The sequence below is a fragment of the Bosea vaviloviae genome, from assembly GCF_001741865.1.
GTDB lineage: Bacteria > Pseudomonadota > Alphaproteobacteria > Rhizobiales > Beijerinckiaceae > Allobosea > Allobosea vaviloviae.
In genome coordinates, this window is the sequence record NZ_CP017147.1 from 2710916 (window position 1) to 2734763 (window position 23848).

21 protein-coding genes and 2 pseudogenes are annotated in these 23848 nt (G+C 66.0%); 12 read left to right on the forward strand and 11 right to left on the reverse strand.

Annotated elements, in window-relative coordinates; translation table 11 throughout:
• Window positions 1-160: 160 nt before the first annotated feature.
• Together BHK69_RS12610 and meaB are read right to left on the reverse strand one after the other, a co-directional pair.
• Window positions 161-1540, reverse strand: coding sequence for a TIGR03808 family TAT-translocated repetitive protein (locus BHK69_RS12610; protein ID WP_069690408.1), 1380 nt, complete (start codon window positions 1538-1540; stop codon window positions 161-163).
• Between the two features lie 200 nt (window positions 1541-1740).
• Window positions 1741-2721, reverse strand: a complete 981-nt coding sequence (gene meaB, locus BHK69_RS12615) for a methylmalonyl Co-A mutase-associated GTPase MeaB (protein ID WP_069690409.1) — start codon at window positions 2719-2721, stop codon at window positions 1741-1743.
• A 123-nt stretch (window positions 2722-2844) separates the two neighbouring features.
• On the opposite strand from meaB, the gene BHK69_RS12620 reads away from it, so the two are divergent.
• The 5 genes and pseudogenes from BHK69_RS12620 (at window position 2845) to BHK69_RS31370 (ending at window position 7309) form a co-directional block, all read left to right on the forward strand.
• On the forward strand, window positions 2845-3996 hold the full coding sequence (locus BHK69_RS12620; protein WP_158516194.1) for an alpha/beta hydrolase: 1152 nt from the start codon (window positions 2845-2847) through the stop codon (window positions 3994-3996).
• 404 nt (window positions 3997-4400) lie between these two features.
• The gene (locus BHK69_RS12625) at window positions 4401-5411 is read left to right on the forward strand and encodes an alpha/beta hydrolase (RefSeq protein WP_069690410.1); all 1011 of its coding nucleotides are present in this window, start codon (window positions 4401-4403) and stop codon (window positions 5409-5411) included.
• A 78-nt stretch (window positions 5412-5489) separates the two neighbouring features.
• On the forward strand, window positions 5490-5723 hold the full coding sequence (locus BHK69_RS12630; RefSeq protein WP_069690411.1) for a hypothetical protein: 234 nt from the start codon (window positions 5490-5492) through the stop codon (window positions 5721-5723).
• Window positions 5724-5912: 189 nt separating this feature from the next.
• Window positions 5913-6836, forward strand: coding sequence for an alpha/beta hydrolase family protein (locus BHK69_RS12635; RefSeq protein WP_069690412.1), 924 nt, complete (start codon window positions 5913-5915; stop codon window positions 6834-6836).
• 182 nt (window positions 6837-7018) lie between these two features.
• Window positions 7019-7309: pseudogene (locus BHK69_RS31370) on the forward strand (GIY-YIG nuclease family protein).
• A gap of 133 nt (window positions 7310-7442) precedes the next feature.
• Here BHK69_RS31370 and BHK69_RS12640 read toward each other — a convergent pair.
• A complete protein-coding gene (locus BHK69_RS12640) occupies window positions 7443-7901 on the reverse strand; it encodes an Lrp/AsnC family transcriptional regulator (protein ID WP_069690413.1) in 459 nt (152 codons plus the stop codon).
• A 149-nt stretch (window positions 7902-8050) separates the two neighbouring features.
• Here BHK69_RS12640 and BHK69_RS12645 point away from each other — a divergent pair, with 149 nt between their 5' ends.
• The gene (locus tag BHK69_RS12645; protein WP_069690414.1) at window positions 8051-9334 is read left to right on the forward strand and encodes a cystathionine gamma-synthase family protein; all 1284 of its coding nucleotides are present in this window, start codon (window positions 8051-8053) and stop codon (window positions 9332-9334) included.
• Between the two features lie 203 nt (window positions 9335-9537).
• Here the strand turns inward: BHK69_RS12645 and BHK69_RS12650 are convergent, their stop codons facing one another.
• The 3 genes and pseudogenes from BHK69_RS12650 to BHK69_RS12660 all read right to left on the reverse strand — a co-directional run bounded on the left by BHK69_RS12650 (window position 9538) and on the right by BHK69_RS12660 (window position 12472).
• A complete protein-coding gene (locus tag BHK69_RS12650; RefSeq protein WP_069690415.1) occupies window positions 9538-10224 on the reverse strand; it encodes an SH3 domain-containing protein in 687 nt (228 codons plus the stop codon).
• 10 nt (window positions 10225-10234) lie between these two features.
• Window positions 10235-11332 (reverse strand): hypothetical protein, encoded by a 1098-nt coding sequence (locus BHK69_RS12655; protein WP_069690416.1) that lies wholly within the window; start codon window positions 11330-11332, stop codon window positions 10235-10237.
• A 373-nt stretch (window positions 11333-11705) separates the two neighbouring features.
• Window positions 11706-12472, reverse strand: a pseudogene (locus BHK69_RS12660) (DUF3750 domain-containing protein).
• A gap of 113 nt (window positions 12473-12585) precedes the next feature.
• Between BHK69_RS12660 and BHK69_RS12665 the strand changes: the two are divergent.
• The 6 genes from BHK69_RS12665 (at window position 12586) to BHK69_RS12690 (ending at window position 17922) form a co-directional block, all read left to right on the forward strand.
• Window positions 12586-13698, forward strand: coding sequence for a polyamine ABC transporter substrate-binding protein (locus BHK69_RS12665; RefSeq protein WP_069690417.1), 1113 nt, complete (start codon window positions 12586-12588; stop codon window positions 13696-13698).
• 43 nt (window positions 13699-13741) lie between these two features.
• A complete protein-coding gene (locus tag BHK69_RS12670; RefSeq protein WP_069690418.1) occupies window positions 13742-14896 on the forward strand; it encodes an ABC transporter ATP-binding protein in 1155 nt (384 codons plus the stop codon).
• Between the two features lie 397 nt (window positions 14897-15293).
• A complete protein-coding gene (locus BHK69_RS12675) occupies window positions 15294-16190 on the forward strand; it encodes an ABC transporter permease (protein WP_244548485.1) in 897 nt (298 codons plus the stop codon).
• Window positions 16187-16981 carry an ABC transporter permease gene (locus BHK69_RS12680; RefSeq protein WP_069690419.1) on the forward strand — a complete coding sequence of 265 codons (795 nt, stop codon included), beginning with the start codon at window positions 16187-16189 and terminating at the stop codon, window positions 16979-16981. Before BHK69_RS12675 ends, BHK69_RS12680 begins: the two co-directional genes overlap by 4 nt.
• A 96-nt stretch (window positions 16982-17077) precedes the next feature.
• The gene (locus tag BHK69_RS12685) at window positions 17078-17332 is read left to right on the forward strand and encodes a hypothetical protein (protein ID WP_069690420.1); all 255 of its coding nucleotides are present in this window, start codon (window positions 17078-17080) and stop codon (window positions 17330-17332) included.
• A gap of 236 nt (window positions 17333-17568) precedes the next feature.
• Window positions 17569-17922 carry a hypothetical protein gene (locus BHK69_RS12690; RefSeq protein WP_148663393.1) on the forward strand — a complete coding sequence of 118 codons (354 nt, stop codon included), beginning with the start codon at window positions 17569-17571 and terminating at the stop codon, window positions 17920-17922.
• A gap of 40 nt (window positions 17923-17962) precedes the next feature.
• Here the strand turns inward: BHK69_RS12690 and scpA are convergent, their stop codons facing one another.
• The 5 genes from scpA to BHK69_RS12715 are packed head-to-tail and all read right to left on the reverse strand — an operon-like array spanning window position 17963 to window position 23565.
• Window positions 17963-20128, reverse strand: a complete 2166-nt coding sequence (gene scpA, locus BHK69_RS12695) for a methylmalonyl-CoA mutase (RefSeq protein WP_069690422.1) — start codon at window positions 20126-20128, stop codon at window positions 17963-17965.
• Window positions 20125-20958, reverse strand: coding sequence for a bifunctional hydroxymethylpyrimidine kinase/phosphomethylpyrimidine kinase (thiD, locus tag BHK69_RS12700; RefSeq protein ID WP_069690423.1), 834 nt, complete (start codon window positions 20956-20958; stop codon window positions 20125-20127). The genes scpA and thiD overlap by 4 nt, the downstream gene beginning before the upstream one ends.
• Complete coding sequence (locus BHK69_RS12705) at window positions 20955-21251, reverse strand: helix-turn-helix domain-containing protein (protein ID WP_069690424.1); 297 nt, start codon at window positions 21249-21251, stop codon at window positions 20955-20957. The genes thiD and BHK69_RS12705 overlap by 4 nt, the downstream gene beginning before the upstream one ends.
• Before the next feature lie 13 nt (window positions 21252-21264).
• The gene (locus BHK69_RS12710) at window positions 21265-21600 is read right to left on the reverse strand and encodes a type II toxin-antitoxin system RelE/ParE family toxin (protein WP_069690425.1); all 336 of its coding nucleotides are present in this window, start codon (window positions 21598-21600) and stop codon (window positions 21265-21267) included.
• 12 nt (window positions 21601-21612) lie between these two features.
• Window positions 21613-23565, reverse strand: a complete 1953-nt coding sequence (locus tag BHK69_RS12715) for a methylmalonyl-CoA mutase subunit beta (RefSeq protein ID WP_069690426.1) — start codon at window positions 23563-23565, stop codon at window positions 21613-21615.
• Between the last annotated feature and the right edge of the window lie 283 nt (window positions 23566-23848).

Below are 23848 nucleotides of genomic sequence, written 5' to 3' on the forward strand. Positions count from 1 at the left end.
AGGCCGAAGGCCTGAGCCCGGAGCCTCCCCGTCATGGTCGGCCTTGTGCCGACCATCCACGTCTTCGCTGGTCGAGGCTTGTGGTCAAGACGTGGTTGCTCGCCACAAGGGCGAGCATGACGAGCTGGAGGAGCGCCGTGTCGATGGCAGCCGCCTCGCCTCAGCCGACCGCGTTGTTCTCCACCTTGACGCCGGCGGCTCTCGCATCGGCCGTCTTCGTCAGGTCGCCCGTTACGGCCCGGCCGTATTCGGTCCCAACCACCGCGCCGTTCCTCGCCTCGGCGATGGTGTTGTTGGCGATCAGCGCGTTGCGCTCCTTCGGCACCAGCGAGACCGAGATGCCGATGCCGGTCTTGCGCACCATGTTGCCGGTCGCGACGAGGTTGCGCATGCCCCAGGACCAGCCGAGCGAGATGCCGATATCGCTGGCATTCTCGATGACGTTGCCGGTTACCGCCGTTTCCGCCTCGACATGAATGCCGGCGCCGCCGATGAGCTCCTTGCCCTTCGGCGCAAAACCCTTCTGGGCGTTGCGGATGATGTTGTTGGCGACGACGCTGAGCCTGCCGCCATGGTCGAGATTGGTGACGTTGATCCCCTGCGCGCAATCCTCGACGAGGTTGCCCGTGATGAGCGCACCTTCGAAGGCGAATTCGCAATAGAGCCCGACTTCGCCGCAGCGGCGGCCCTGATTGCCGATGATCTGCACGCCCGAGCCGGAATTGTTGCGGATGAAGGTCAGCGCGCAATCGCGCAGGCTGTTGCCATCGATGATGACGCCACCGGCCTTGAACAGGCTGATGCCGTTGCCGTTGGGGCCGTCGCCGCCGGCATCCGAGCGGATGCGGTTGAGGCGGTTGCCGCGAATGATCGACTGGTCGTCGCCGGGCTGGCTGCGCCAGAGCTGGATGCCGTTATTGCCGCAATCCTCGATCTGGTTCTGCTCGATCGAGAGCCCGCGCGAATCCAGCGAGAACAGGGCGGTTTCCCGCATGTTACGGAAGCGGTTTCCCAGGATGCGGCCGCCCGTGCGGTTCAGGCTCAGGCCGATCGAGCCGGCATTGGTGAATTCGCAATCCTGCAGGCCGAAATCCAGCAGCTCGTCCACGCTCAGCAGGCCGCTTCGCTGGGCGATGCGGATATCCAGCCCGTCGAGCCCGATGCCGACGAGTGCGGCGCGTTTGATCCCGCGCGCCAGCAGAATGGGGCCGGTTTGGGCGGCCATGAACTGCGTCGCGCCAGTGACGCCGATGAGCCGGGCACCCTCGGGCAGGGTCACATTGGCGATGCGGTATCGGCCCGGCGCGACGATCAGGGGCGCATCGCGCTTAGCCGCCTCGATCAGGGCGTTCTGCAGCACGCGCGACTGGTCGTCCGGGGAGCCTGCGCGCAGGCCGAACTGCGCGGCCTCCAGACCGAACTGCCCGAGAGGAGAGGGGCTCGCCGCGCGCTTGGGCGCCTGCGCCAATACGCCGGGCGCATGAGCCATGCCTGTGCCAAAAAGCGCCGCAGCCAGCAGGGAACGCCGGGATAAAGCCATCGAAGCCTCCGTGAGCGCCGGGTGCTTCAAGCAGCGTGCCGTGGTCGCTGTGCCGCTTTGAGATGCTTAGAACGTTTTCCACACGGCTTGATCGTCATTGCGAGGAGCGCAGCGACGAAGCAATCCAGGGGGACTGAGCCCTGTCCTCTGGATTGCTTCGCTGCGCTCGCAATGACGGGACAACTTGAATGGAAAATGCGCTAGAGCCCGAGCGCTTGGGCGATCTCTTCGGCCGCGAGCGTCGGCGCGAGCCGGCCCCCTGCCACCGCCGCCTCCAGCTCGGGCGTGCGCGCCTTCAAGGCGGGGTCATGGCGCAGTTTTGCCTGCAGCCTGTCCTGCACCATCGCCCACATCCATTTCACGTCTTGCCGGCGGCGCTTCTCGGCGATCAGCCCTTTCGCCTCGTAACGGGCGCGATGCGCCTCGACCTTGCTCCAGAGCGCTTCGAGCCCGTCGCCGGTCAGGCCGGAGATGGTGATGACGGGCGGCGACCAGAGCGCAGAGGCGGGGGCGAGGATATGCAGCGCCGCCTGATACTGCGCGGCGGCCGCCCGCGCCGCCGTCGCGCCCGCACCATCGGCCTTGTTGACCGCGATCATGTCGGCGAGCTCGATGATGCCTTTCTTGATGCCCTGCAATTCGTCGCCGGCATTGGGCAGCATCAGCACCAGGAAGAAATCGGTGAGATCGGCGACCGCCGTCTCCGACTGCCCGACGCCGACGGTCTCGACCAGGATGACGTCGAAGCCGGCCGCCTCGCAGAGCAGCATGGTCTCGCGCGTCTTGGCTGCGACGCCCCCGAGCGTGCCGGAAGACGGGGAGGGGCGGATATAGGCGCGTGGGTCGACCGCAAGCCGCGCCATGCGGGTCTTGTCGCCGAGGATAGAGCCGCCAGTGCGGGTCGAAGACGGATCGACCGCCAGCACCGCGACCTTGTGGCCCTTGCTGGTGAGGAAACTGCCGAGCGCGTCAATCATGGTCGATTTGCCGACGCCCGGCACGCCGGTGATGCCGACGCGGATCGTTCCGCCCGCTTTGGGCAGGAGTTGCTGGATCAGCGCCTGCGCCTGCTGCCGGTGATCGGCCCGGCGCGATTCCACCAAGGTGATGGCGCGCGCCAGCGCCGCCCGCTCGCCGGCGAGGATCGCGTCACCAAGAGCGGAGGCGGAAACGTCGTTCATGGCGCTGAGCTAACAAGGCTTGGGCATGTGCGGCAAGGCGTCGATCCCGTCGTCACTGTGTCATGGATACCTCTTGATCATCGGCCGCTTCGGTGAGAGCACTTCGACATGGTGGATGCGGTGTTGCGGTTTCGTTGGGTTGCGCTGGTGCTGTCGGCCGCGCTGGCGCTGTCGGCCTGCGGCGGCGAGCAGCGGAGCCTGCTGCTGACGGCCTCGGAGAAGCAGGGCGACGCTGTCGGCAAGTTGCGCATCTTCGTCGCCACCACGCGCGAGGCGGCTGATCTGCCGCAATATTTCAATGGCGAGCGCGGCCCGAAGCTGGCTTTCGCCAAGCTCGACATCACCGTGCCGCGCGCGCACAAGACCGGCGAGCTGGAACTGCCCGATATCGGCGCCGCCGCCGACCCGGCCAAGCATTTCGCCGTCGTCGATGTCAACCGTCTCGACCTGCCGCCGATCGTCGCCGAGGTGAAACGCGAGATTCAGCGCCGTCCGGCCTCGGAGCGAGACGTGCTGGTCTTCGTGCACGGCTACAACACCAATTTCGCCGATGCGGCCTATCGCTTCGCCCAGATCATCTATGATTCCGGCTTTAAGGGCGTGCCGGTGCTGTTCACCTGGCCCTCGCGCGGGCAGCTCCTGCAATACCCCTATGACCGCGAGAGCGCCTTCTATTCGCGTGATTTCCTGGAGGCGAACCTCCACGCCATCTCGCGTGATCTCGGCACCACGCGCATCGACATCCTGGCCCATTCGATGGGCACCCTCCTGACGCTGGAGGCGGTGCGGCAGGCCGCGATTCGCGGCGACGGCAGCTTCGGCGGCAAGCTGCGCGACATCATTCTCGCTGCGCCCGATGTCGATCTCGACGTGTTCAGGACGCAGATGCGCCAGATCAAGCGGCCGGTGACGGTCTTCGTCTCGGCCGACGACCGGGCGCTCGCCTTCTCCAGGCGCTTCGCCGGCGACAAGACCCGGCTGGGGGCGATCTCGGCCAAGGACACCGAGATCGTCGCCGAGCTTGGGAAGCTTGGCGCGCGCATCATCGACCTGTCGGAGATCTCGACGGATGACCGCCTGAACCACGCCAAATTCGCGTCCTCGCCCAAGATCGTACAATTGATCGGCCGCCGCCTCGATGCCGACAGGGGCATCGCCATCGCCGGCCCCCGTTTCGGCGACAAGCTCGGCGATATCGCCGGCGGGGTGGTTGGCGCGGTCGGCTCGACCGTCGAGCTGGTGGTCACCGCGCCCGGCGCCCTCATCGCCCGCTGAGGGAAGTCTCGAAACCCGAGCCCTCAATTCTGGGGCTTCGCTTCGCCCGGAATGACATCCTGGTCGTCATGCTGGCCCTTGTGGCGAGGCATCCACGTCTTGAACACAGGTCTCGACCAGCGAAGACGTGGATGGCCGGGACAAGCCCGACCATGACGGATGATGCCAACGGGTTTTGAGGCCGGTTTATGGCTGAGGTTTCGCCCTCATTCCGGGCTCGATCCTTCGGAGCGCCCCGGAATGAGGGCGCATCGGTGGTCAAGACAGAGCCAATGGCTCGAAATCTCAATCAGCCTCCAAACCAAATCAGCCTCGAAGACGCCGCAATCTGGCCGCGTTAGCGTGGCGTTAAGGCCATGCTGGCCAACTCGGCCACCTCCGGACCCTTTGGATATTCTCCACCCATGCCAGATTCGCGGCACGCATCCCTTTGCCGACGCTCCCTGCTGCTCGCGCTGCTGTCCACTACCCTGGCAGCCTGCGCGCAGACCGAGGCCGCAATCTCGCCCTTCTCCGAGCCGACGCGCGCAGACGCCTCCGCTCTGGGCAAGGAGCCGACGCTCCTGGTGGTGACCACGCGCAAGCCCTCCGGCGGCGGGTCGCCTTTCTTCGGCCCCGAGCGCGGAGCCGGGCTGACCTTCGCCGAGGTCAGGCTCTCGCCGCCTGGCCGGGGCATCTCCGGGCAGCTCGCATCTACCGTGGGCGAGGATTGGAGCGTGCTCGGCATCGACCGGCGCACCAGCTCCGATGCGGCACGCCGTTTCGCCGAGGCCGTCAACGGCCGCGACGTGCTGCTTTACGTGCACGGCTACAACGAAACCTTCGAATCGGCGGTGCGCAGCGCCGGACAACTTTCGCATGCGCTCGAATTCCAGGGCCGCACGGCGCTGTTCTCATGGCCGTCCGGCGGCGCATTGCTCGACTACGGCTATGACCGCGAGAGCGCGCTCTGGTCGCGCGACGGTTTCGTCCAGGCGCTGCGGGCCCTGGTCAACAACCCGACCGTCGGGCGCATCCATATCGTCGCCCATTCGATGGGCACCTTCCTGACCCTGGAGGCGCTGCGCGAGTTGCGCACCGAGACCGATGTGTCCTCGCGCATCGGCGCGATCGTCTTTGCCTCGCCCGATGTCGATATCGACGCCTTCGAGCAGACGGTCTCGAAGCTTGGCCCGCTGGCGCAGCGGATGACGCTGATCATCGACCCGGGTGACCGGGCGCTCGCCGTCTCGGCGCGTATCGCCGGCGGCGTGGCGCGGGCCGGCGCGGCCGAGCGCTCGCGGCTGGAGGCGCTCGGCGTGCGCGTCGCCGATACCTCGGGGCGCGGCTGGAGCATGCTGCGCCACAACCTCTTCCTCTCCGACGGCGAGGTCACGCTGGTCGTGCGCCGGGCGATGGAGCGTGTGGGCGCCTGAAGACGCCATGAGCAGCGGCGCGGGAGGGCTCGATCCGATCGGCTTGCCTGGCTGCCCGGCTGTTCCTATGCTCGGGCGATGTGGCAGCGTTTCATCTTGGCCGTCGGAATCGTCATTTTCGGCCTCACCTTGGTGGCCTGGTATCTTCTCAGTGGCTTTGGCTGCGAGATGAACACGTCCGGCTGCAAGACCGTCAGACTCGACTGGTCCTGGGACGCGCTTCGGTTGTTCCTGCCGACATTCGCCCTCGGCGCTTTCCTGATCGCTCGCAGCCTTTGGAAGATGCGGCAGGCCCGCTCCGCCAACATCTAGTCGCCGGCGCGGCCTCGGGCTTGCCCCTCATCGCCTCGCGGAGCAGAATCGCGCTCGATCACGTCACATTCGGACGGAATCGTCCGAATGTGACGTGATCGATTCCAAGAGTTGAGAGCATTGCTCATGCGAAAAACCGGTACCCACTTTTTCGCGCAATGCTCTCGTGGCGAGCGATGATGCGAGGCAATGACGATGATCAAGCTCTCGACGATGGCGGCGATGCTGGCCGCCTGTCTCTCCGCGCCTCTTGCCACACCCTTTGCCACGCCCCTTGCGGCCCATGACCTGACGCCGTTCCAGGAGGTCGGCAGCGGGCATGTGCTGTATGAAGACGTTTCGCCCGCGGGGGCGGAAACGATCAATATCGAGACCTATGTCCCGCAGGCCTGCGCCAACAAGCCATGCCCGCTCGTCATCGCGGTGCACGGCCTGGGGCGCAATGCCGCCAACACGCGCGATTACTGGATCGAGGCGGCCGATCGCCATGGCCTGCTGATCGCGGCGCCGCATTTTGACAAGGAGCGCTTCCCGACCCGGCTGTTCCAGCAGGGCGGCGTCCAGGGCGAGCCCGACCGCGCGAAATGGCTCTATGCGGTGATCGAGCGCTTCTTCGACGCAGGCCTGAAGAGCGGCCGGGTCTCAGGCTCGACCTATGTGCTTTTCGGCCATTCCGCCGGGGCGCAGTTCGTCCACCGCATGGTGATGCTGATGCCGCAGGCGCGCTTCTCGACCGCAATTTCGGCCAATGCCGGCTATTACACGCTGCCTGTCGGCAAGGGTGCGGCGGGCGGCTTCAGCTTTCCCTATTCGCTCGACGGTACGCCGGCGACGGACGCCAATCTCAAGGCCGCCTTCGCCAAGCCGCTGCTGATCATGCTGGGCGACCAGGACATCGATCCCAACCATCCCCAGTTGAACTCGAGCAAGGGCGCGGAGGCGCAGGGCCCCAACCGCTTCACGCGCGGCCAGAACTTCGTCGCGGTCGCCGCAGCCGAGGCGAAGCGCCTCGGCGTCGAGAGCCGCTGGCGCGAGATCACGGTGCCCGGCGTCGCCCATGAGCAGAGGAAGATGGCGAGCGCCGCGGCGCAGGCGCTGTTCGGCGGGAAGTAGGGTTCGATACCATCCACGCTGCCGATCTTTGATCGGCGCAAGGACAGGTTCCGCGGATCCCCGTCATTGCGAGCGCAGCGAAGCAATCCAGGAGCCCCCGCTCGACGGCCCCTGGATTGCTTCGTCGCTGCGCTCCTCGCAATGACGGGCGAGCTCTCGTTCAGTGTAGGAGAACGATTCCGGTGCGAGAACCTGCCGTCTACATCATGGCAAACAAACGAAACGGCACACTTTACATCGGCGTCACGTCCAACTTGGCGCAACGTGCCTGGCAGCATCGCGAAGGAACGATGGACGGCTTCACACGTCGCTACGGCTGCAAGTTACTCGTTTGGTACGAGCACTAAAACCGTATCGATGAAGCGATTACCTGCGAGAAGCAGCTCAAAAGTGGTTCTCGTGCACGAAAGCTGGCTCTGATCGAAGCGATGAACCCAACCTGGCGTGATCTCTACCAAGAGCTGGCGCTGTAATTGGGCGTCATTGCGAGGAGCGAAGCGACGAAGCAATCCAGGGGGATCGAGGGAGCCCTTCTGGATTGCTTCGCTGCGCTCGCAATGACGCGTCAGGCTTAAAGCAGTTCTACGATTCGATCGGCAACGGCCCCTAAAGCGGCGGCAGGCCGTTGCGCTTCTTGATGGTGGCCAGTGCGAAATTGGATTCGACCGACTGGATGCATTTCAGGCGCGTCACCTTTTGTTTCAGGAAGCGCTCATAGCCCTCGATGCCGTCGGTCAGGACGCGCAGGTGATAATCCTGGCTGCCGGTCATCAGGTAGCATTCGGTGACCTCGCTCCAGCTTTCGACCGCCTTTTCGAACTCGGATATGTTCTCCTGCGTCTGCTGCGACAGGCGCACCGAGACGAAGACGCTGAAGGGCAGGCCATAGGCCTTGGGATCGACGATCGCGGCATAGCCCTTGACGACGCCGGTCTCCTCCAGCCGCTTCAATCGGCGCAGGCAGGGCGTCGGCGAAAGCCCGACCTTCTCGGACAGCTCCTGATTGGTGATACGGCCATCCTCCTGCAGCACGGCGAGGATACGGCGATCGATGGAATCGAGCATGGTCTGCTCCTGTTCGGCTCATCATTGGCAGAAAGCTGCATTGAGGGCCTTTACGGCAATGATGATCGGTCATGCAATGCCGCCGCGAAAGGCGTAACCTGACGCTCACGAGCCATGGGCGAACCGTGCCGCCGCGGAGGACATAATCGATGAGCGAAGACAGCTATCACAAGGACCGGATCGCCAACCGCAAGCTCCATCCGGAGACACTGATGATGGGCTTCGGCTATTCGCCGGCGATGTCAGAAGGCTCGCTCAAGCCGCCGATCTTCCTGACCTCGACCTTCGTTTTCGAGAACGCCCAGCAGGGCAAGGATTTCTTCGACTTCACCTCCGGTCGGCGCCGGCCCAAGCCCGGTGAAAAGCCGGGCCTGGTCTATTCGCGCTTCAACCACCCCAATATGGAGATCCTCGAGGATCGCCTGGCGATCTGGGACGAGGCCGAGAAATGCGCCGTCTTCGCCAGCGGCATGGCCGCGATCGCCACCACCTGCTTCGCCTTCCTGCGCCCCGGCGACACCGTGATCCACTCGCGCCCGCTCTATGGCGGCACCGAGACGCTGCTGAAGAACCAGATGGGCGCCTTCGGCGTCACGCCCTTCGGCTTCACCGACGGTCTCGACATCGCGCAGATGCGCGAAACCGCCAAGGCAGCGGCCGCCAAGGGCCGCGTCGGCATGATCCTGGTCGAGACGCCGGCGAACCCGACCAACGGGCTGGTCGATCTCGCCGCCTGCGCCACGATCGCCGATGAACTCGAGAAGTCCCAGGGCCATCGCCCGCCGGTCGTGGTCGACAACACCATGCTCGGCCCGAAATACCAGAAGCCATTGAAACAGGGCGCCGATCTCTCACTGCTCTCGCTGACCAAATATGTCGGCGGCCACAGCGATCTCGTCGGCGGCTCGATCAGCGGCTCGGACGCGCTGGTGCGGCAGGTCAAGAGCTGGCGCGGCTCGCTCGGCACGCAGCTCGACCCGAACTCCTGCTGGATGCTGATGCGCTCGCTGGAGACGCTCGACATCCGCATGAGCCGCGCCAATGAGAACGCCAAGCTGGTGGCGGAGTACCTTTCCAGCCATCCGAAGGTGGCCAAGGTGCATTACCTCGGCGATCTCCGGGATGGCGACCCGCGCAAGGCGGTGTTCGACCGGCAATGCACGGCCGCCGGCTCGACCTTTGCCTTCGATGTGAAGGGCGGCGAGAAGGAGGCCTTCGCGCTGCTCGACAACCTGCAGATCATGAAGCTCGCGGTCTCGCTTGGCGGCACCGAGACGCTGGTCTCGCATCCCGCCGCGATGACGCATTCGGGCGTGGCGAAGGAGCTGCGCGAGGAGATCGGCCTGACCGATGCGCTGATCCGCATCTCGGTCGGCATCGAGAACATCGAGGATTTGATCTCGGATCTGGCGCAGGCGCTGGAGGCGGTCTGAGGCGGGTTGGCGAGCGGCGGTTTCAGAGTCCGATGATTTTAAAGCCGGCCGCCTTCCATCATCCGCGCCGTCATCCTGGACAAGCCGCGCAGCGGCGCAGCTTCGGGATCCATCGTAGAGCTCCGAAGCCCTCCGATGGATCCCGGGATTTCGCTGCGCGAAACCCAGGATGACGGCGTGTTCCCCAGCAAAATCATCCCACTTCAGAAACCGCTGCAGCTGGTTTCCTGAATCGCGCAGATCTGGTTGAGCCAGGCCCGGAAGCGGCCCTGCGGCAGCCCGCTCTGCGCGGCTGGCGCGATATCCAGGCGTTGCCCCAGGGCGTCGCCGGCGGGCAGGGGGCCGAATTCGATCAGAGCCCATTTGCCCTGGCAGCCGATCAGGCGTCCCGCCGCCCGCAAGCCGTCATTGTCGAGCGTCAGTCCGGTTTCGGTGCCCAGCACGATGGCGGCCTTCTCGCTCGGCTGGGCTCGGCCCGCCGGGCTTTGCGTCTTGACGGTCAGCTTCTGGCCGCTGACCCAGCCCCGTCCGCCATACATCACCCGCTCCGCCGCGCCGGTCAGCTGGGCGTTGTCGCGGGCGTTGCGGATGCGGAACCAGCCCTTGGCGCTGGCCGTGATCTCGACCTCGACCATGACGGAGAGCCCGTCGATCTCCTTGCTGAGCGTCACGGGCGGTAGCCGCCCGACGATGCCGAAGCCCGTCCCTGGCCCCGAGCGGACATTGAGGCCGGCAGGATCGGTCTCGGTGACGAAGGCGCCGATCGCGCAGGCGGCCTCTCCCGGCGGGGCCTCTATCGGGCGCTCCTGGGCGCCGACCGCCGCGGCCGACCAGACTGAGGCGATGATGGCCGCAGTCAGCCCATGACAGCTCTTTCGGGGCGGCGGCATGGGCATGGCTTCAGGGTGCCGCGTTGACGAGCACGTAGAACAGCGAATTCGGCTTCCCGACCGTCGCCAGGAACGTCTTGTAGCGGTTCGTCGGGATGGTCTGGCAGCCGGCGGACCAGGTGTCGGGCTCGAGCACGCTGTCCTTGCCGCCCTGGTGGATATACATTGAGGTACCGGCCTTCCTGGGGTCGATCCGGCTGGGGTCGGCCGTGGTGAAGCGCCCGTCGCCATCGGTGTCGCGCTCGACGACCTGGGTGACCTTGGTCTGGAAGGCGCGGGCGCCGACATGGCCATTCGGTTTCTCGTAATAGTGATAGGTGCCCTCGATCAGCCGGCCGAGGTCCTTGATCTTGTCCTTGTTGCCGTCTTCGCCGTCGATCTTGTTGAAATGCACGCCGCCATAGCGCCGGTCCTGCCGGCCACCGCCCGGCTTGCTGGCGGCGCGTTGCGAATACTGGGCACCGGGCTCGGTGCAGATCGGGAAGATCGTCGAGATCCCTGTCGATCCGATCCTGCGCAGGACGACGAGCCTGTCGTCATAGGAGCCCTCGCCGTGATGGGCGAGGGTGCTGCTTTCATTGCGCAGGGACAAGAGCGAGACCATGCCGCCCATGAAGTACACGCGCGCCATCGGGCTGGCGAAACGCCGGAACACGGCGGCGTAAGCGTCGAACTGCTGCTTCGGGGTCTGAAAATAGAGCTGGCCGCCATCGGGCCTGCACAGCCGCACCGCCTCGATCTGCTCGTATAGCGCCCGGTTCTCGCGCTTCCGCAGGGCGGCCTTGGCCGCTTTGCCCAGGCGGATCTCGGCCGCCCGCCAGACATAGTCCTGCAGCGCCCAGGGCACGGTCTCGACCAGCGCCAGCCAGGCCTTGGCGTCGATCGGCGCGTGGCCGCACAAGGCCGTGTTCAATTGCCGGCCGAAAGCCGCGAAATCGAGCGGCTGCTTTGCGAGCCAGGGCGGCGGGCGCTGCTCCTTGATCACGGGCTGGCCTGTGGCCGCGGGCTGGTCCGCGACGACCGCCAGATGCGCCCGCGCATCGGCGCGCGGCTTGATGATCCAGGAGGGCTGATCGCGCCCGCCGATCGTCAGATCAGGCCACGGCATGCAATCGCTCCGTCATGTCGGGCAGCCGGTCTCGGAGCCGGCCAGCTTCGGTTGGCAGCGGGCTGAAGCTAACCATGCGTCACAGGGCTGCGCAAGCGTGTCGGCGCCTGGCGAGCGGAGATCATGCTGTCTTGGCACGGAACCGCGCGTCATTCCGGGGCTACGCGCAGCGTAGAGCCCGGAACCCAGAACCGATGGAACCGGTAATCAGGCGTCGACATCAGCAGCGCTTATGTCGTCACCAACTGCGGTTCTGGGTTCCCGGCTCGCCCCTGCGGGACGCCCCGGAATGACGCGGTGTTTCCGAGCATGACCAGCTTTAATCATGCATCGGCTTGTCCGAAAACCGGTTCCCACTTTTCGGGCCGATGCTCTAAAAACCCACCCGCCCCCAGCCCGGCAGCTTGAGCGCCGGGTGGCGCAGGTCGAGGCCGGCGACGAGGCCGAGCAGGTTGCCTCGACGCCTTCGACCCAGCCCAGCGTCACGCCGGCGAGGCCGAAGAGCGAGGCCTGCACGCCGGTGCGGCTCGGGGTGAGCCCGGCGAAGAGCCCCTCATCGCGCCAATCCTTGCCGATCGCCGTCGGCGGCAGGGCCTGCGCGAGGTCCGGCACCTCGGCCAGCACATGCTGGACGAAGCTGTTCGAGTTCGGTCCCGGCCAGGCGAGATAGCTGCCCGGCGCGGGATAGGCGTAGGACGCCACGGCGGCGCGGATGCGCGGGATCAGCACTTGGGCCTGTTCGCCCCGGATTTCGGCGACGGGTTCGGGCGCGTTGCCGAACCAGCGGCCATCGGCCTCGCGCAGGTTGACGCGCATCGGCGTGCCCCATCCGACGACATCGAAGCGGGTGTAGGTGCCGGCGTCCTTCTCCTTCACCACGATCCAGGAGTGATGCGCGAAGATGCCGCGCCAGCGTCCGACGCGGGCGGCGAAGACATGGACCACCGCCTCCGGCTCGCTCGCAGCAGTCGGCAAGAGCCTGGCGCTCGACCAGTCGGCCCCGCGCCAGTCATTGGCATTGGCCTGCAGCGACCACCAGGCGGCATGGGTCGCGACCGGCAGGAGGAAGGTGATTGTGAAAAGCAGCAGGAAGCGGCGGAGATGGCGCATGCGGCAGGATATGTGACCGCCATGTTGCATCGCAAGCCAGCGGAGGCCGCGATTGCACACAGCTCCGCGATCACAATGACTTGAGGCGCGCGAGCAAGCTGCTAGCTTCGCGGCGGCAATTGCGACAAGGGGAGTCGGGCTTGATGACGGCGTGCGGTTGGCTGAGGGGAGCTCTTTCGGGCGTGGCGCTGGGGTTTACGCTTCTCGTTGGGAGCGCGGCAGACGCACAGACCAAGGAGCTGCGGATCTATAACTGGTCCGATTATGTCGATCCCGAGGTGCTCGACGCCTTCAAGAAGGAAACCGGGATCACCGTCGTCTACGACACTTTCGACCAGATGGAGACGGTCGAGACCAAGCTGCTCGCCGGCAAGACCGGCTATGACCTGATCGTGGTCACGGCCTCCTTCCTGCCGCGCCATATCCCGCTCGGGCTCTATGCGCCGATCGACGCCAACAAGGTGCCGAACCTCAGGAACGCCTGGCCGGAGATTCAAGGGCGGCTCGCCAAATACGATCCCGGCAACAAATACGCCGTCGATTACATGTGGGGCACCACCGGCATCGGCTACAACGTCGCCAAGATCAAAGAGCGGCTCGGGCCTGACGCCGTGATCGACAGCTGGAAGATCATCTTCGAGCCCGAGCAGCTCAAGAAGCTCTCGAATTGCGGCGTGCATGTGCTCGATGCCGTCGAGGAGATGTTCCCGGCCGCCCTGCGCTATCTCGGGTTGAACCCGGATTCCAAGACCGAGGCCGACCTCAACAAGGCCGGCGAATTGCTGCGCAAGATCCGGCCGCACATCCAGAAGTTCCACTCCTCGGAATACATCAACGCGCTCGCCAATGGCGATATCTGCCTCGCCGTCGGCTATTCCGGCGACGTGCTGCAGGCCAAGAAGCGGGCCGAGGAGGCCAAGAACAAGGTCGAGATCGCCTATGCCATCCCGAAGGAAGGCGCACTGATGTGGTTCGATTCCTTCGTCATCCCCAAGGATGCCGGCAATCCCGAGGCGGCGCTGGCCTTCATCGATTTCGTCAACCGCCCGGCCATGGCGGCGAAGAATTCCGACTTCATCCAATACGCCAACGGCAACCTCGCCTCGCAGCCTTTGCTTTCAGCGTCCGTGCGCGGCAATCCCGGCATCTACCCGTCGGAAGCCGTGATGGCGCGGCTCTATACGATCACGCCCTACGACCAGAAGTCGCAAAAGCTGGTCAACCGGCTCTGGACCCGCGTCAAGACGGGCAAGTGAGCGTGGCCAAGTGAGCACGGTAACGGGGCAGGGGGCGGCTCTCATGCGCAAGGCCTCGCCGGGCAGCGTGCGCCGCGCCTTCCAGCCCTGGAACGACCCGCTGGCGCGCCCGCTGGTGGAGTTCCGAAATGTCACCAAGCGCTTCGGCGCGGTGACGGCGGTCGATGGGCTGTCGCTGTCGCTCTATCCGCGCGAATTCTTCGCGCTGCTTGGCCCCTCCGGCTGCGGCAAGACCACGCTGATGCGGATGCTGGCGGGGTTCGAGCGGCCCGATTCCGGTGAGATCCTGCTCGACGGCGTCGACATCACCGCCGTGCCGCCGCATCTGCGCCCGGTCAACATGATGTTCCAGTCCTATGCGCTGTTCCCGCATCTCAGCGTCTCCGACAATATCGGCTACGGGCTGAGGCGCGAGGGCCTAGCCAAGCCCGAGATCGCCCGCCGCGTCGCCGAGATGCTGGCGCTGGTGAAGCTGGAGGGGCTCGGCGCGCGCCGGCCCGACCAGCTCTCCGGCGGGCAGCGCCAGCGCGTCGCGCTGGCCCGTTCGCTCGCCAAGCGGCCAAAACTCCTGCTGCTCGACGAGCCGATGGCGGCGCTCGACCGCAAACTGCGCGAGGCGACGCAATTCGAATTGATGGATCTGCAGAGCACGCTCGGCACGGCCTTCATGGTCGTCACCCATGATCAGGACGAAGCGATGACGATGGCCGACCGCATGGCGGTGATGGACCATGGCCGGCTGGTCCAGATCGGCCCCCCGGATGTGATCTATGAGGCTCCGATCAATCGCTATGTCGCCGAATTCGTCGGCGACATCAATGTCCTGGAGGGGCGCGTCTTCGCCGTTGACGGCGACCTCGTCAGGGTCGAGAGCGCTGTCGCCGGCCCGCTCGAACTGGATGAGGACGCAGCCAGCTTTGTGCCGGGCGACGCGCTGCTCATAGGCTTGCGACCGGAGAAGATCGCGCTCAGCCATGACGAACCGGGGCAGGGCGTCAACAAGGTCAGGGGCGAGATCTGGGACATCGGCTATCTCGGCGACGTCACCATGATCCAGGTCATGGTCGGCGGCGAAGGCGGCACGCTTTTGAAGGTCGCGGTGGCCAACCGCACGCGGCGGATCGAGCGGCCCTTCGCCTGGGACGATGCGGTCTGGCTGTCCTGGGACGTCGAAGCCGGGTTGGCCTTGCAGCGATGAGCACTTCTATGCGGTTTTCGACGCGCAACTTTGCCGGTAAGCGCGCGGGGAACCCTCTCCCGGAGGGAGAGGGCAGGGTGAGGGGTAGGCCCCCGGACCAGTTGCGTGACGACCTTGCCGTCATTGCGAGCGCAGCGAAGCAATCCAGGGGATGTAGAGCGAACCCTCCTGGATTGCTTCGCTGCGCTCGCAATGACGATGGAGCAGCTGTCAGGGTGCGGCCAAAGCGTCAAACGGCCTACACCTCACCCCTGCCCCTCTCACTGAACTCGGGCCTGCCCGAGTTCAGCACTTCAGAGTGTCCAAGTCGGGTAGACCCGACTTGGATGCAGGAGAGGGGTTCCCCGCGCTTCCTGCTGCAGGTCGCGGATGAGGGCTGGAGAGAGAGGGCGGCTCCGTGAGCGCTGCCTCCCGCCCGCTGCGCACCCGCCTCGTCGCGGTGCCCTATCTCTGGCTGCTCGCCTTCTTCCTCGTGCCATTCGCCATCGTGCTGCGTATGGCGTTCTCGCATGCCGATACGGCGCTGCCGCCCTATGCGCCGCATTTCGCAGGTTTTGCAGCAATCGGGCCGTTCCTGGCCGCGCTCGATCTCGACAATTTTCGCCTGCTCGCCGACGACACGCTCTACTGGCAGAGCTATCTCTATTCCTTGCGTATCGCCGGCCTGACGACCTTGCTTGCGCTCGCGATCGGCTATCCGCTTGCCTATGCGATGGCGTCCGCTCCCAAAAGCTGGCGAGGCGCCTTGCTCGTCCTCGTCATCCTGCCGTTCTGGACCTCCTTCCTGATCCGCGTCTACGCCTGGATCGGCATCCTGCGGCCCGATGGTTTGCTGGACGCGGCGCTCATCGGCCTTGGCCTCACGCGGGAACCGCTCAGGCTCTTGAACACCGAGGCTGCCGTGCTGATCGGCATGGTCTATTCCTATCTGCCCTTCATGGTGCTGCCGCTGTTTGCTGCGCTCGAAAAGCTCGATCGCTCCCTGCTCGAGGCCGCCGCCGATCTCGGCGCCAGGCCGTGGACGGCCTTCCTGACCGTGACCTTGCCGCTTTCCATCCCCGGCGTGCTCGCCGGCTGCGCGCTCGTCTTCATTCCGGCGGTCGGCGAATTCGTCATTCCCGATCTGCTCGGCGGGCCCGACACCATCATGATCGGCAAGGTGCTGTGGACGGAGTTCTTCTCCAACCGCGACTGGCCGCTTGCCTCGGCGGTGGCGGTCGTGCTCCTCATCCTGCTGGTCCTGCCTCTGGCGTTGCTCCAGCGCGCGCGGCTCGCGCGGGGAGGGGCGGCATGAACCGGCTCGGGCCCGGCCTCATCCTGGCGCTCGTCGCCGGTTTCGCCTTCCTCTATCTGCCGATCCTGGCGCTCATCGCCTATTCCTTCAACGCCTCGCGCCTCGTCACCGTCTGGGGTGGGTTCTCGACGCATTGGTATGGCGCGCTCATGCACAACGAGCCGCTGCTCGACGCCGCCTGGCTGAGCCTGCGACTGGCCTGCGTCTCGGCGACGCTGGCGACTGCGCTCGGCACGCTCGCGGCCCTGGCGCTGGCGCGCCATGGCCGGTTCCGCGGCCGGACCTTGTTCTCCGGCATGGTGCTCGCGCCGCTCGTCATGCCGGAGGTCATCACCGGCCTGTCATTGCTCCTGCTCTTCGTCGCGGCCGATATCGAGCGCGGCTTCTGGACCGTGACGATCGCCCACGCGACCTTCAGTCTGGGCTTTGCCTGCATCGTCATCCAGGCCCGGCTCGTCGGCTTTGACCGCTCGCTCGAGGAGGCGGCGCAGGATCTGGGCGCGACGCCGCTGGCGACCTTCTGGACCGTGACCTTGCCATTGATCTGGCCGGCGGTCGCGGCCGCCTGGATGCTCGCCTTCACGCTCTCGCTCGACGACCTCGTGATCGCGAGCTTCACCACCGGGCCGGGCGCGACGACCCTGCCGATGCGGCTTTATTCAGCCGTGCGGCTCGGTGTCTCCCCGGAGATCAACGCTGCCTGCACCTTGATGATCGGCGCGGTCGCTGTTGCGGTGATCGCAGCCTCGCTCCTGCTGAAGCGCGAGCGGATGGTCCGCCCAGATAAATAGCAGGTGAATGGCGGCCTCAAGGCCCGTTCACCCCCGACATGCGAATGTCCGGGTCAGGCGAGGGAGTGTCCTTCGCCGTCAGACAGGACAGGGACCATGTTCCGTACATTCGCCGGCCTCTCCACCCTCGCCATCGGCGCTGCGGCGCTGGCTGTTGCGAGCTTCGCGCCGATCACATCCGCGAGCGCCTTCGATGGCCGCTATGAGCGCGGCTATCAACGTGCGGAGTATGGTTGGCGACCGGCGCCGCCCGTCGTCCACGGCTATTGGGGCCGGCGCCATTGGCGCCATCAGTATGAAGGTCATGGCTTCCGCGCGCCGCCACCGGCCTATGGTTACGGCTGGCGCTGACGTGAGGCATCAAGCGGCAGGCGCGCTTGTGCCTACCGCTTCGCATGGCTGCTGCATGTGTCGCCAAATGGAACAAAACAGCCGAGCGGGAGGTTTATCAATCACGTCGCATTCGGACGGCTCCGTCCGAATGCGAAAAACGTGATCGATTCCGGGAGTTGAGAGCATTGCTCCTGCGAAAAACCGGTACCCATTTTTTCGCGCAATGCTCCGTGACAGAAACGAGGACCACGATCATGATCCGCAAGACGCTAATCGCTGCCGCGACGACCCTGGTTCTTGGCGTTGGCTTCGTTGGCCTGGGCGGTGTGGCCGCGCCGAGTTCGGCTCAGGCGCAGTGGCGCGACTATGATCGCCCCTATTACGGCCAGCGCCGCCATTATCGCGAACGCGCCTACCGCCCGCAGCGGCCTGCTTATGGGCGAACTTATGGGCGGAGCTATAACGTGCCTGCCGGCCCGGGCGGCCTGGGGCGCGCCGGGGTTCTGCCGGACGGGCGGCGCTTCTACACGCCGCCGGGCCGCGAATTGCCGGGTGGGCAGACTTACGAGACCTCTCCCAGGGGGCAGGGAACGGGCGGGTATAACTGACCGCTCGCCCGACTTCGCAACCGATGTCCAGCCGCCGGGATTACTCGGCGGCTGATTTTTGCGCGTAGCCAAGCCGCTGATTGAGATTGTCGAGCAGCTTCTCGGCCGCATCGGCGATCACCGTTCCCGGCGGGAAGATCGCGCTCGCGCCGGCCTCGTAGAGCGCCTCGAAATCCTGCGACGGGATCACGCCGCCGACGACGATCATGATGTCGGGCCGGCCGGCCTTGGCGAGCGCGCTTTTCAGCTCCGGCACCAATGTCAGATGTCCCGCCGCGAGCGAGGAGACGCCGACGATATGGACGTCGTTCTCGACCGCCTGGCGCGCCGCCTCGTCGGGGGTGGCAAAGAGCGGCCCGATATCGACGTCGAAGCCGAGATCGGCGAAGGCGGAGGCGATGACCTTCTGGCCGCGGTCATGCCCGTCCTGCCCCATCTTGGCGACGAGGATGCGCGGCCGGCGGCCATCGGCCTCCTCGAAGGCTTCAGTCATCATCTGCACGCGTGTCACGGCTGGGTTCATGGTGCCGACCTCCCGCTTGTAGACGCCCGAGATCGATTTGATCTCGGCCCGATGGCGCCCGAAGACCTGCTCCATCGCCATCGAAATCTCGCCGACGGTGGCTTTCGCGCGCGCCGCCTTGACCGCGAGGTCGAGCAGGTTGGCGTCGCCCTTCGCGCCATGGGTCAGCGCGGCGAGCGCAGCCTGAACATCGGCCTCGACGCGCTCGGCCTTGAGTCGGCGGAGCTTGTCGAGCTGCTGCTTGCGCACCGAGGCATTATCGACCTTGAGCACGTCGATCATGGCCTCGTTCTCGGGCTTGAACATGTTGACGCCGATGATCGCCTGCTGGCCGCCATCGATGCGGGCCTGCGTCTTGGCGGCGGCCTCCTCGATGCGCAGCTTCGGGATGCCGGCCTCGATCGCCTTGGCCATGCCGCCGAGCGCCTCGACCTCCTGGATATGCGCCCAGGCTTTTGCCGCAAGCTCGGCGGTGAGGCGCTCGACATAATAGGACCCGCCCCAGGGATCGATGATGCGGCTCGTGCCGCTCTCCTGCTGCAGCAGGATCTGGGTGTTGCGAGCGATGCGGGCGGAGAAGTCGGTCGGCAGGGCCAGCGCCTCGTCGAGCGCGTTGGTGTGCAGCGACTGGGTGTGGCCCTGGGTCGCCGCCATCGCCTCGATCATGGTGCGCGGCACATTGTTGAAGACGTCCTGCGCCGTCAGCGACCAGCCCGAGGTCTGGCAATGCGTGCGCAGCGGCAGGGATTTTTCGCTCTGTGCGCCGAAATCCTTGACCAGCTTGGCCCAGATCAGGCGGCCGGCGCGCAGCTTCGCCACCTCCATGAAGAAGTTCATGCCGATGGCCCAGAAGAAGGACAGCCGCGGCGCGAAGACATCGACGCCAAGGCCGGCGCGCTGGCCGGCGCGGATATATTCGACGCCGTCGGCGAGCGTATAGGCGAGCTCCAGGTCCTGCGTCGCTCCCGCCTCCTGCATGTGATAGCCGGAGATCGAGATCGAATTGAACTTCGGCATGTTCTGCGAGGTGTAGGAGAAGATGTCGCCGATGATCCGCATCGAGGGCGTGGGCGGATAGATATAGGTGTTGCGGACCATGAACTCCTTGAGGATGTCGTTCTGGATTGTCCCCGACAGCTTTGCCGCCGGGACGCCCTGTTCCTCGGCCGCGACGATATAGAGCGCCAGCACCGGCAGGACCGCGCCGTTCATCGTCATCGACACGCTCATCTGGTCGAGCGGGATGCCGGCGAACAGCGTGCGCATGTCGTAGATCGAGTCGATCGCGACGCCGGCCATGCCGACATCGCCGCCGACGCGGGGATGGTCTGAATCATAGCCGCGATGGGTGGCGAGATCGAAGGCGACCGAGAGGCCCTTCTGGCCGGCGGCGAGATTGCGCCGGTAGAAGGCGTTGGAATCCTCGGCCGTGGAGAAGCCGGCATATTGCCGGATCGTCCAGGGTTGGTTGACATACATCGTCGGATACGGTCCGCGCAGATAAGGCGCGATGCCCGGAAGCGTGTCGACGAAGGGCAGGCCGTCGCGGTCCTCGGGCCCATAGAGCGGCTTCACCGGAATGCCCTCCGGTGTCAGCCAGTCCGCGCCGGTCGAAGGCAGCGCGGCTGGCGAGGCCGGACCATCGGCGAAGGCCAGCGTCGTGAAATCCGGGATCGCGGTCATGGCTGTCTCCCGTCGGATTGATCCCACCAATGGTGGAAATGATGCACCGGTCCGTGGCCGTGGCCAACCTGAACCTGGTCGGCGGCGGCGATGGCCGCCGAGATATAGCGCTTCGCATGGCCGACGGCCTCGGGCAAAGCGAGCCCCTTGGCGAGGCCCGCCGCGATCGCCGATGACAATGTGCAGCCCGTGCCATGGGTGTTGCGCGTCGCCAGGCGCGGTGCGTCGAAGCGCTGGCGGGCGCCGTCGGAGAGCAGCAGGAGGTCGCTGCTGATGTCACCTGCGCCATGCCCGCCCTTGATCAGGACGTTCGCGGCTCCAAGCGCTGCGAGCTTGCCGGCCTGCTCGTCGATTGCCGCATCGGTCTCGGCGATGCCGGTCCGCAGCAACGTGGCGGCCTCGGGCAGGTTCGGCGTGATCAGCGTCGCCAGCGGGAAGAGGTGACGGCGGATCGCGTCGACGGCGTCGTCCTGCAGCAATTTTGCGCCCGACGCTGCGATCATCACCGGATCGAGCACGATGTTACGGGCCTTGTGGCGGATCAGCCCGGCAGCGACGGTCTCGATCAATTCCGCCGTCGCCAGCATGCCGATCTTGACGGCAGCCACGTCGAGATCCTCGAACACCGCATCGAGCTGCTGGGCGACGAACTCGGCCGGCACGGCGTGGATCGCGCGGACGCCTGTCGTGTTCTGCGCGGTCAGCGCGACGATGACGCTGGCGCCATAGACCTGATGCGCCGCGAAGGTCTTGAGATCGGCCTGGATGCCGGCACCGCCGCTGGAATCGGAGCCGGCGATGGTCAGGGCGACGGGGGGCGGTGTGCTCACTCGGCGGCTTCCAATGTGATCCTGAGTTTGGTGCCCGTGGCCCGGGCGTAGCGCTCCAGCGTCCGGGTCGAGGGCTTGCCCCGGCCGCTTTCGAGCCGCGCGATCACGGATTGCGTCGTGCCCATGCGCTGGGCGAGCTCTTCCTGCGTCAGCCCAGCCTTGGTGCGGGCGCGGATCAACGAGGTCAGCAGGGCGAATTCCTCTTCGAGCGCGTCATATTCGCGCTTGAACTCGGGGTCGCTCATCTGTGCGAGACCCCATTCCCGAACGCTGAGTGCCTGGTCCTTTGTCATGTCACGCTCTTTGTCATGTCACGCTCTTGGCACGCTCCCGCGCGAGGCGAAGTTCCTTCGTCGGAGTCTGCTCGGTCTTCTTGATGAAGACCCGCACGATCACGACCCTTTTGCCCGTCGCTGTGAGATAGATCGCCCTTGCAATTCCATCCCGGCCGGTCAGCTGCAATTCCCAAAGTTTGTCTCCCAGCGGCTTGATCCAGCCAAATGGAAGGGCATCAAGGCCTTCATCCTCGATGATGTTCGAATAACGATATAATCGTGACCGCATGTCGCTCGGAAGAGCATCTGCTTCGGCCTTGACCACGGCGTTGAGGAATTCGAACGACCAACCAGACTTCGTTTTCATAGCAAAAAAGCGCTATTTCGGCAATGCCGAGATGGTAAGCGCGCTTTCGAGCAGGGCCACGACATCGCAGCCGGCATGAAGGAAGCCGGTCACGCCGGCTGCCCTGAGCGCGGCCTCGCTCTCGCCCGGCCGGCCTGCGAGCCAGATCGTCGCGCCGGCCTGCTTGAGCGCCGTGGCCGCTGCGGCCGCCTCCGCCGCATAGCGCTCATCCGAGCCGCAGAGGCAGGCGAGGCGCGCGCCCGATGCCTTGTAGGCCGCGACGAGCGCGTCGATATCCGTCGCTCCGTCCTTGCTGAAACCGTCATCGCTCGGCGCCGCCAACCCTCCTGTCTCGAACAGGTTGCGAGCGAAGCCTGCGCGCGCGGCGAAATCGGCGATCGGCCCCAGCGTCGCCAGGAAGACGGAGGGACGCTCAGCGAAGGCATCGGCCTTGTCGCGCAGGGCCTCGAACGCCTCGGCCAGCCGGAGTGAGGGCAGGGGCTCGGCTCGCAGCGCCTCTTCCGGCGCGCTCAGCGCCTGCTCGCGCGTCGCGCCTTGCGCCAGTTGCGCGATGAGATCGCCCTGGTCCTGGGTGCTCGCCTTGGTGGCGGAGGGGCGGGATGCGCGGCGCGCGGCGGGCACGACATCGAGCACGCTGACGGGGGCCTCTTTCAGATTGGCGAATTCGCTCGTCCCGGTGATCGGCTCGCGGCGGGTGGCGATCGCCTTGGCGCGCGCCTCCCTCTGGCGGGCGAGGCCGGCCTGGACATGGCCGTTCGTCAAGGCCGAGACGATGCCGGGCAGGCCGTCTTTGGCCTCCCGCTCCAGATCCTGGAACTTGCTCCAGCCCTGCTCGCAGAGCGCCTGCGTCAGGCTCTCGAAACTGCCGGCTCCGGCGGCAGGGTCGGCGACGCGCCAGAGATTGGCCTCTTCGAGCAGCACGAGCTGGGTGTTGCGCGCGATACGGCGGGCAAAAGCGTCGGGCAGGCCGAGCGCGGCGGTGAAGGGCAGGACGATGAGGCTGTCTGCGCCGCCGATCCCGGCCGAGAAGGTCGCGATCGTGCCGCGCAGCATGTTGACCCAGGGGTCGCGCTTCGTCAGCGAGCGCCAGCCGGTCTCGGCATGCAGGACCATCGGCTTCGGCGTGAGCCCGCAGGCCGTCTGCACGCGCTCCCAGAGCAGACGGGCGGCGCGGAACTTGGCGATGGTCACGAACTCGTCGGTATCAGCGACGAGGACGAAGGAGATCGCGTCGCGCGCCTCGTCCAGCGCCATGCCCTGTGCTTCGAGTGCGCGCAGATAGGCGACCGCCGTGGCGAGCGCCGCGCCGAGCTCCTGCGCCTCGCTGGCGCCGGCCTCGTGATAAGGTCGGACATCGGCGGTGAGGAAGGGACCCTTGAAGCCGCGCTGCTTCAGCGCCCGGATCGTCTCCGCCAGCCTGCGTCCGATCTCCGGCCAGGACGCGGCGAAGACGCCTTCGCTGGCCAAAAGCCCGATCGGGTCGAGCCCGAAATCGACCGCGCCGCTGTCGGGCGCGATGCCGCGCTTCTCGAACAGCGCCGCCAGCATGAGCGCATTGACGCGGCCTTGCGGGGCCGGGTCGAGCCGCAGCCGAATCAGCTCCAGCATGACGCCGTCAAGCGCTGCATCGAGCGCCGCGACATCGCCCGCGACGAGGCCATGGCTGCGCGCCGCGCGCGCACCCACGAAGGACAGCGCCAGCGAATCCGCCCCGCCTTCGAGGTCGGCCAAAGCGAGTTCCTGCGCCTGCGCCGGTTCGGGATGGTCGATGCGCGCCGCAACATGCCAGCGGCCGGCTTCAGCCCGGAGCGGCCTCTGCGTTGTCCTGGCGGCGGCATAGAGCGGCTCGATGCGGATGCCGTCGGCGCTGCGGCCGACCAGCCGCTTCTCGAAATCCGCACCCTTCAGGACCTTGTCGACCGCGCCCCGCCACTGCTCCAGGGAGGGCGACGGAAAGGCGTTCATGAAAGGCAGGTCTGACGGTGAAGGCAGATCTGACAAGGAAGGAAGGTCTGGCGATGCGGCCGCGTTCATCTGCGCTTGTGCTCCCTCTGCCCCGCCATTGTGCAATCGCGAAGCGCTGATTGCCATGGGTGCGGGCGCACCGCCATGCCTAGTTCGTCGTAGGGGGCGTGCGCGGATGCGAAGGGGAAAGTGGGCGAGCGAACTTCCGCTTCAGCATGAGCCGAATGTTTCGTCTCACTCCTGGCTAAGCCGAACCATCAGATATCCACTCGGAGCGGACCGT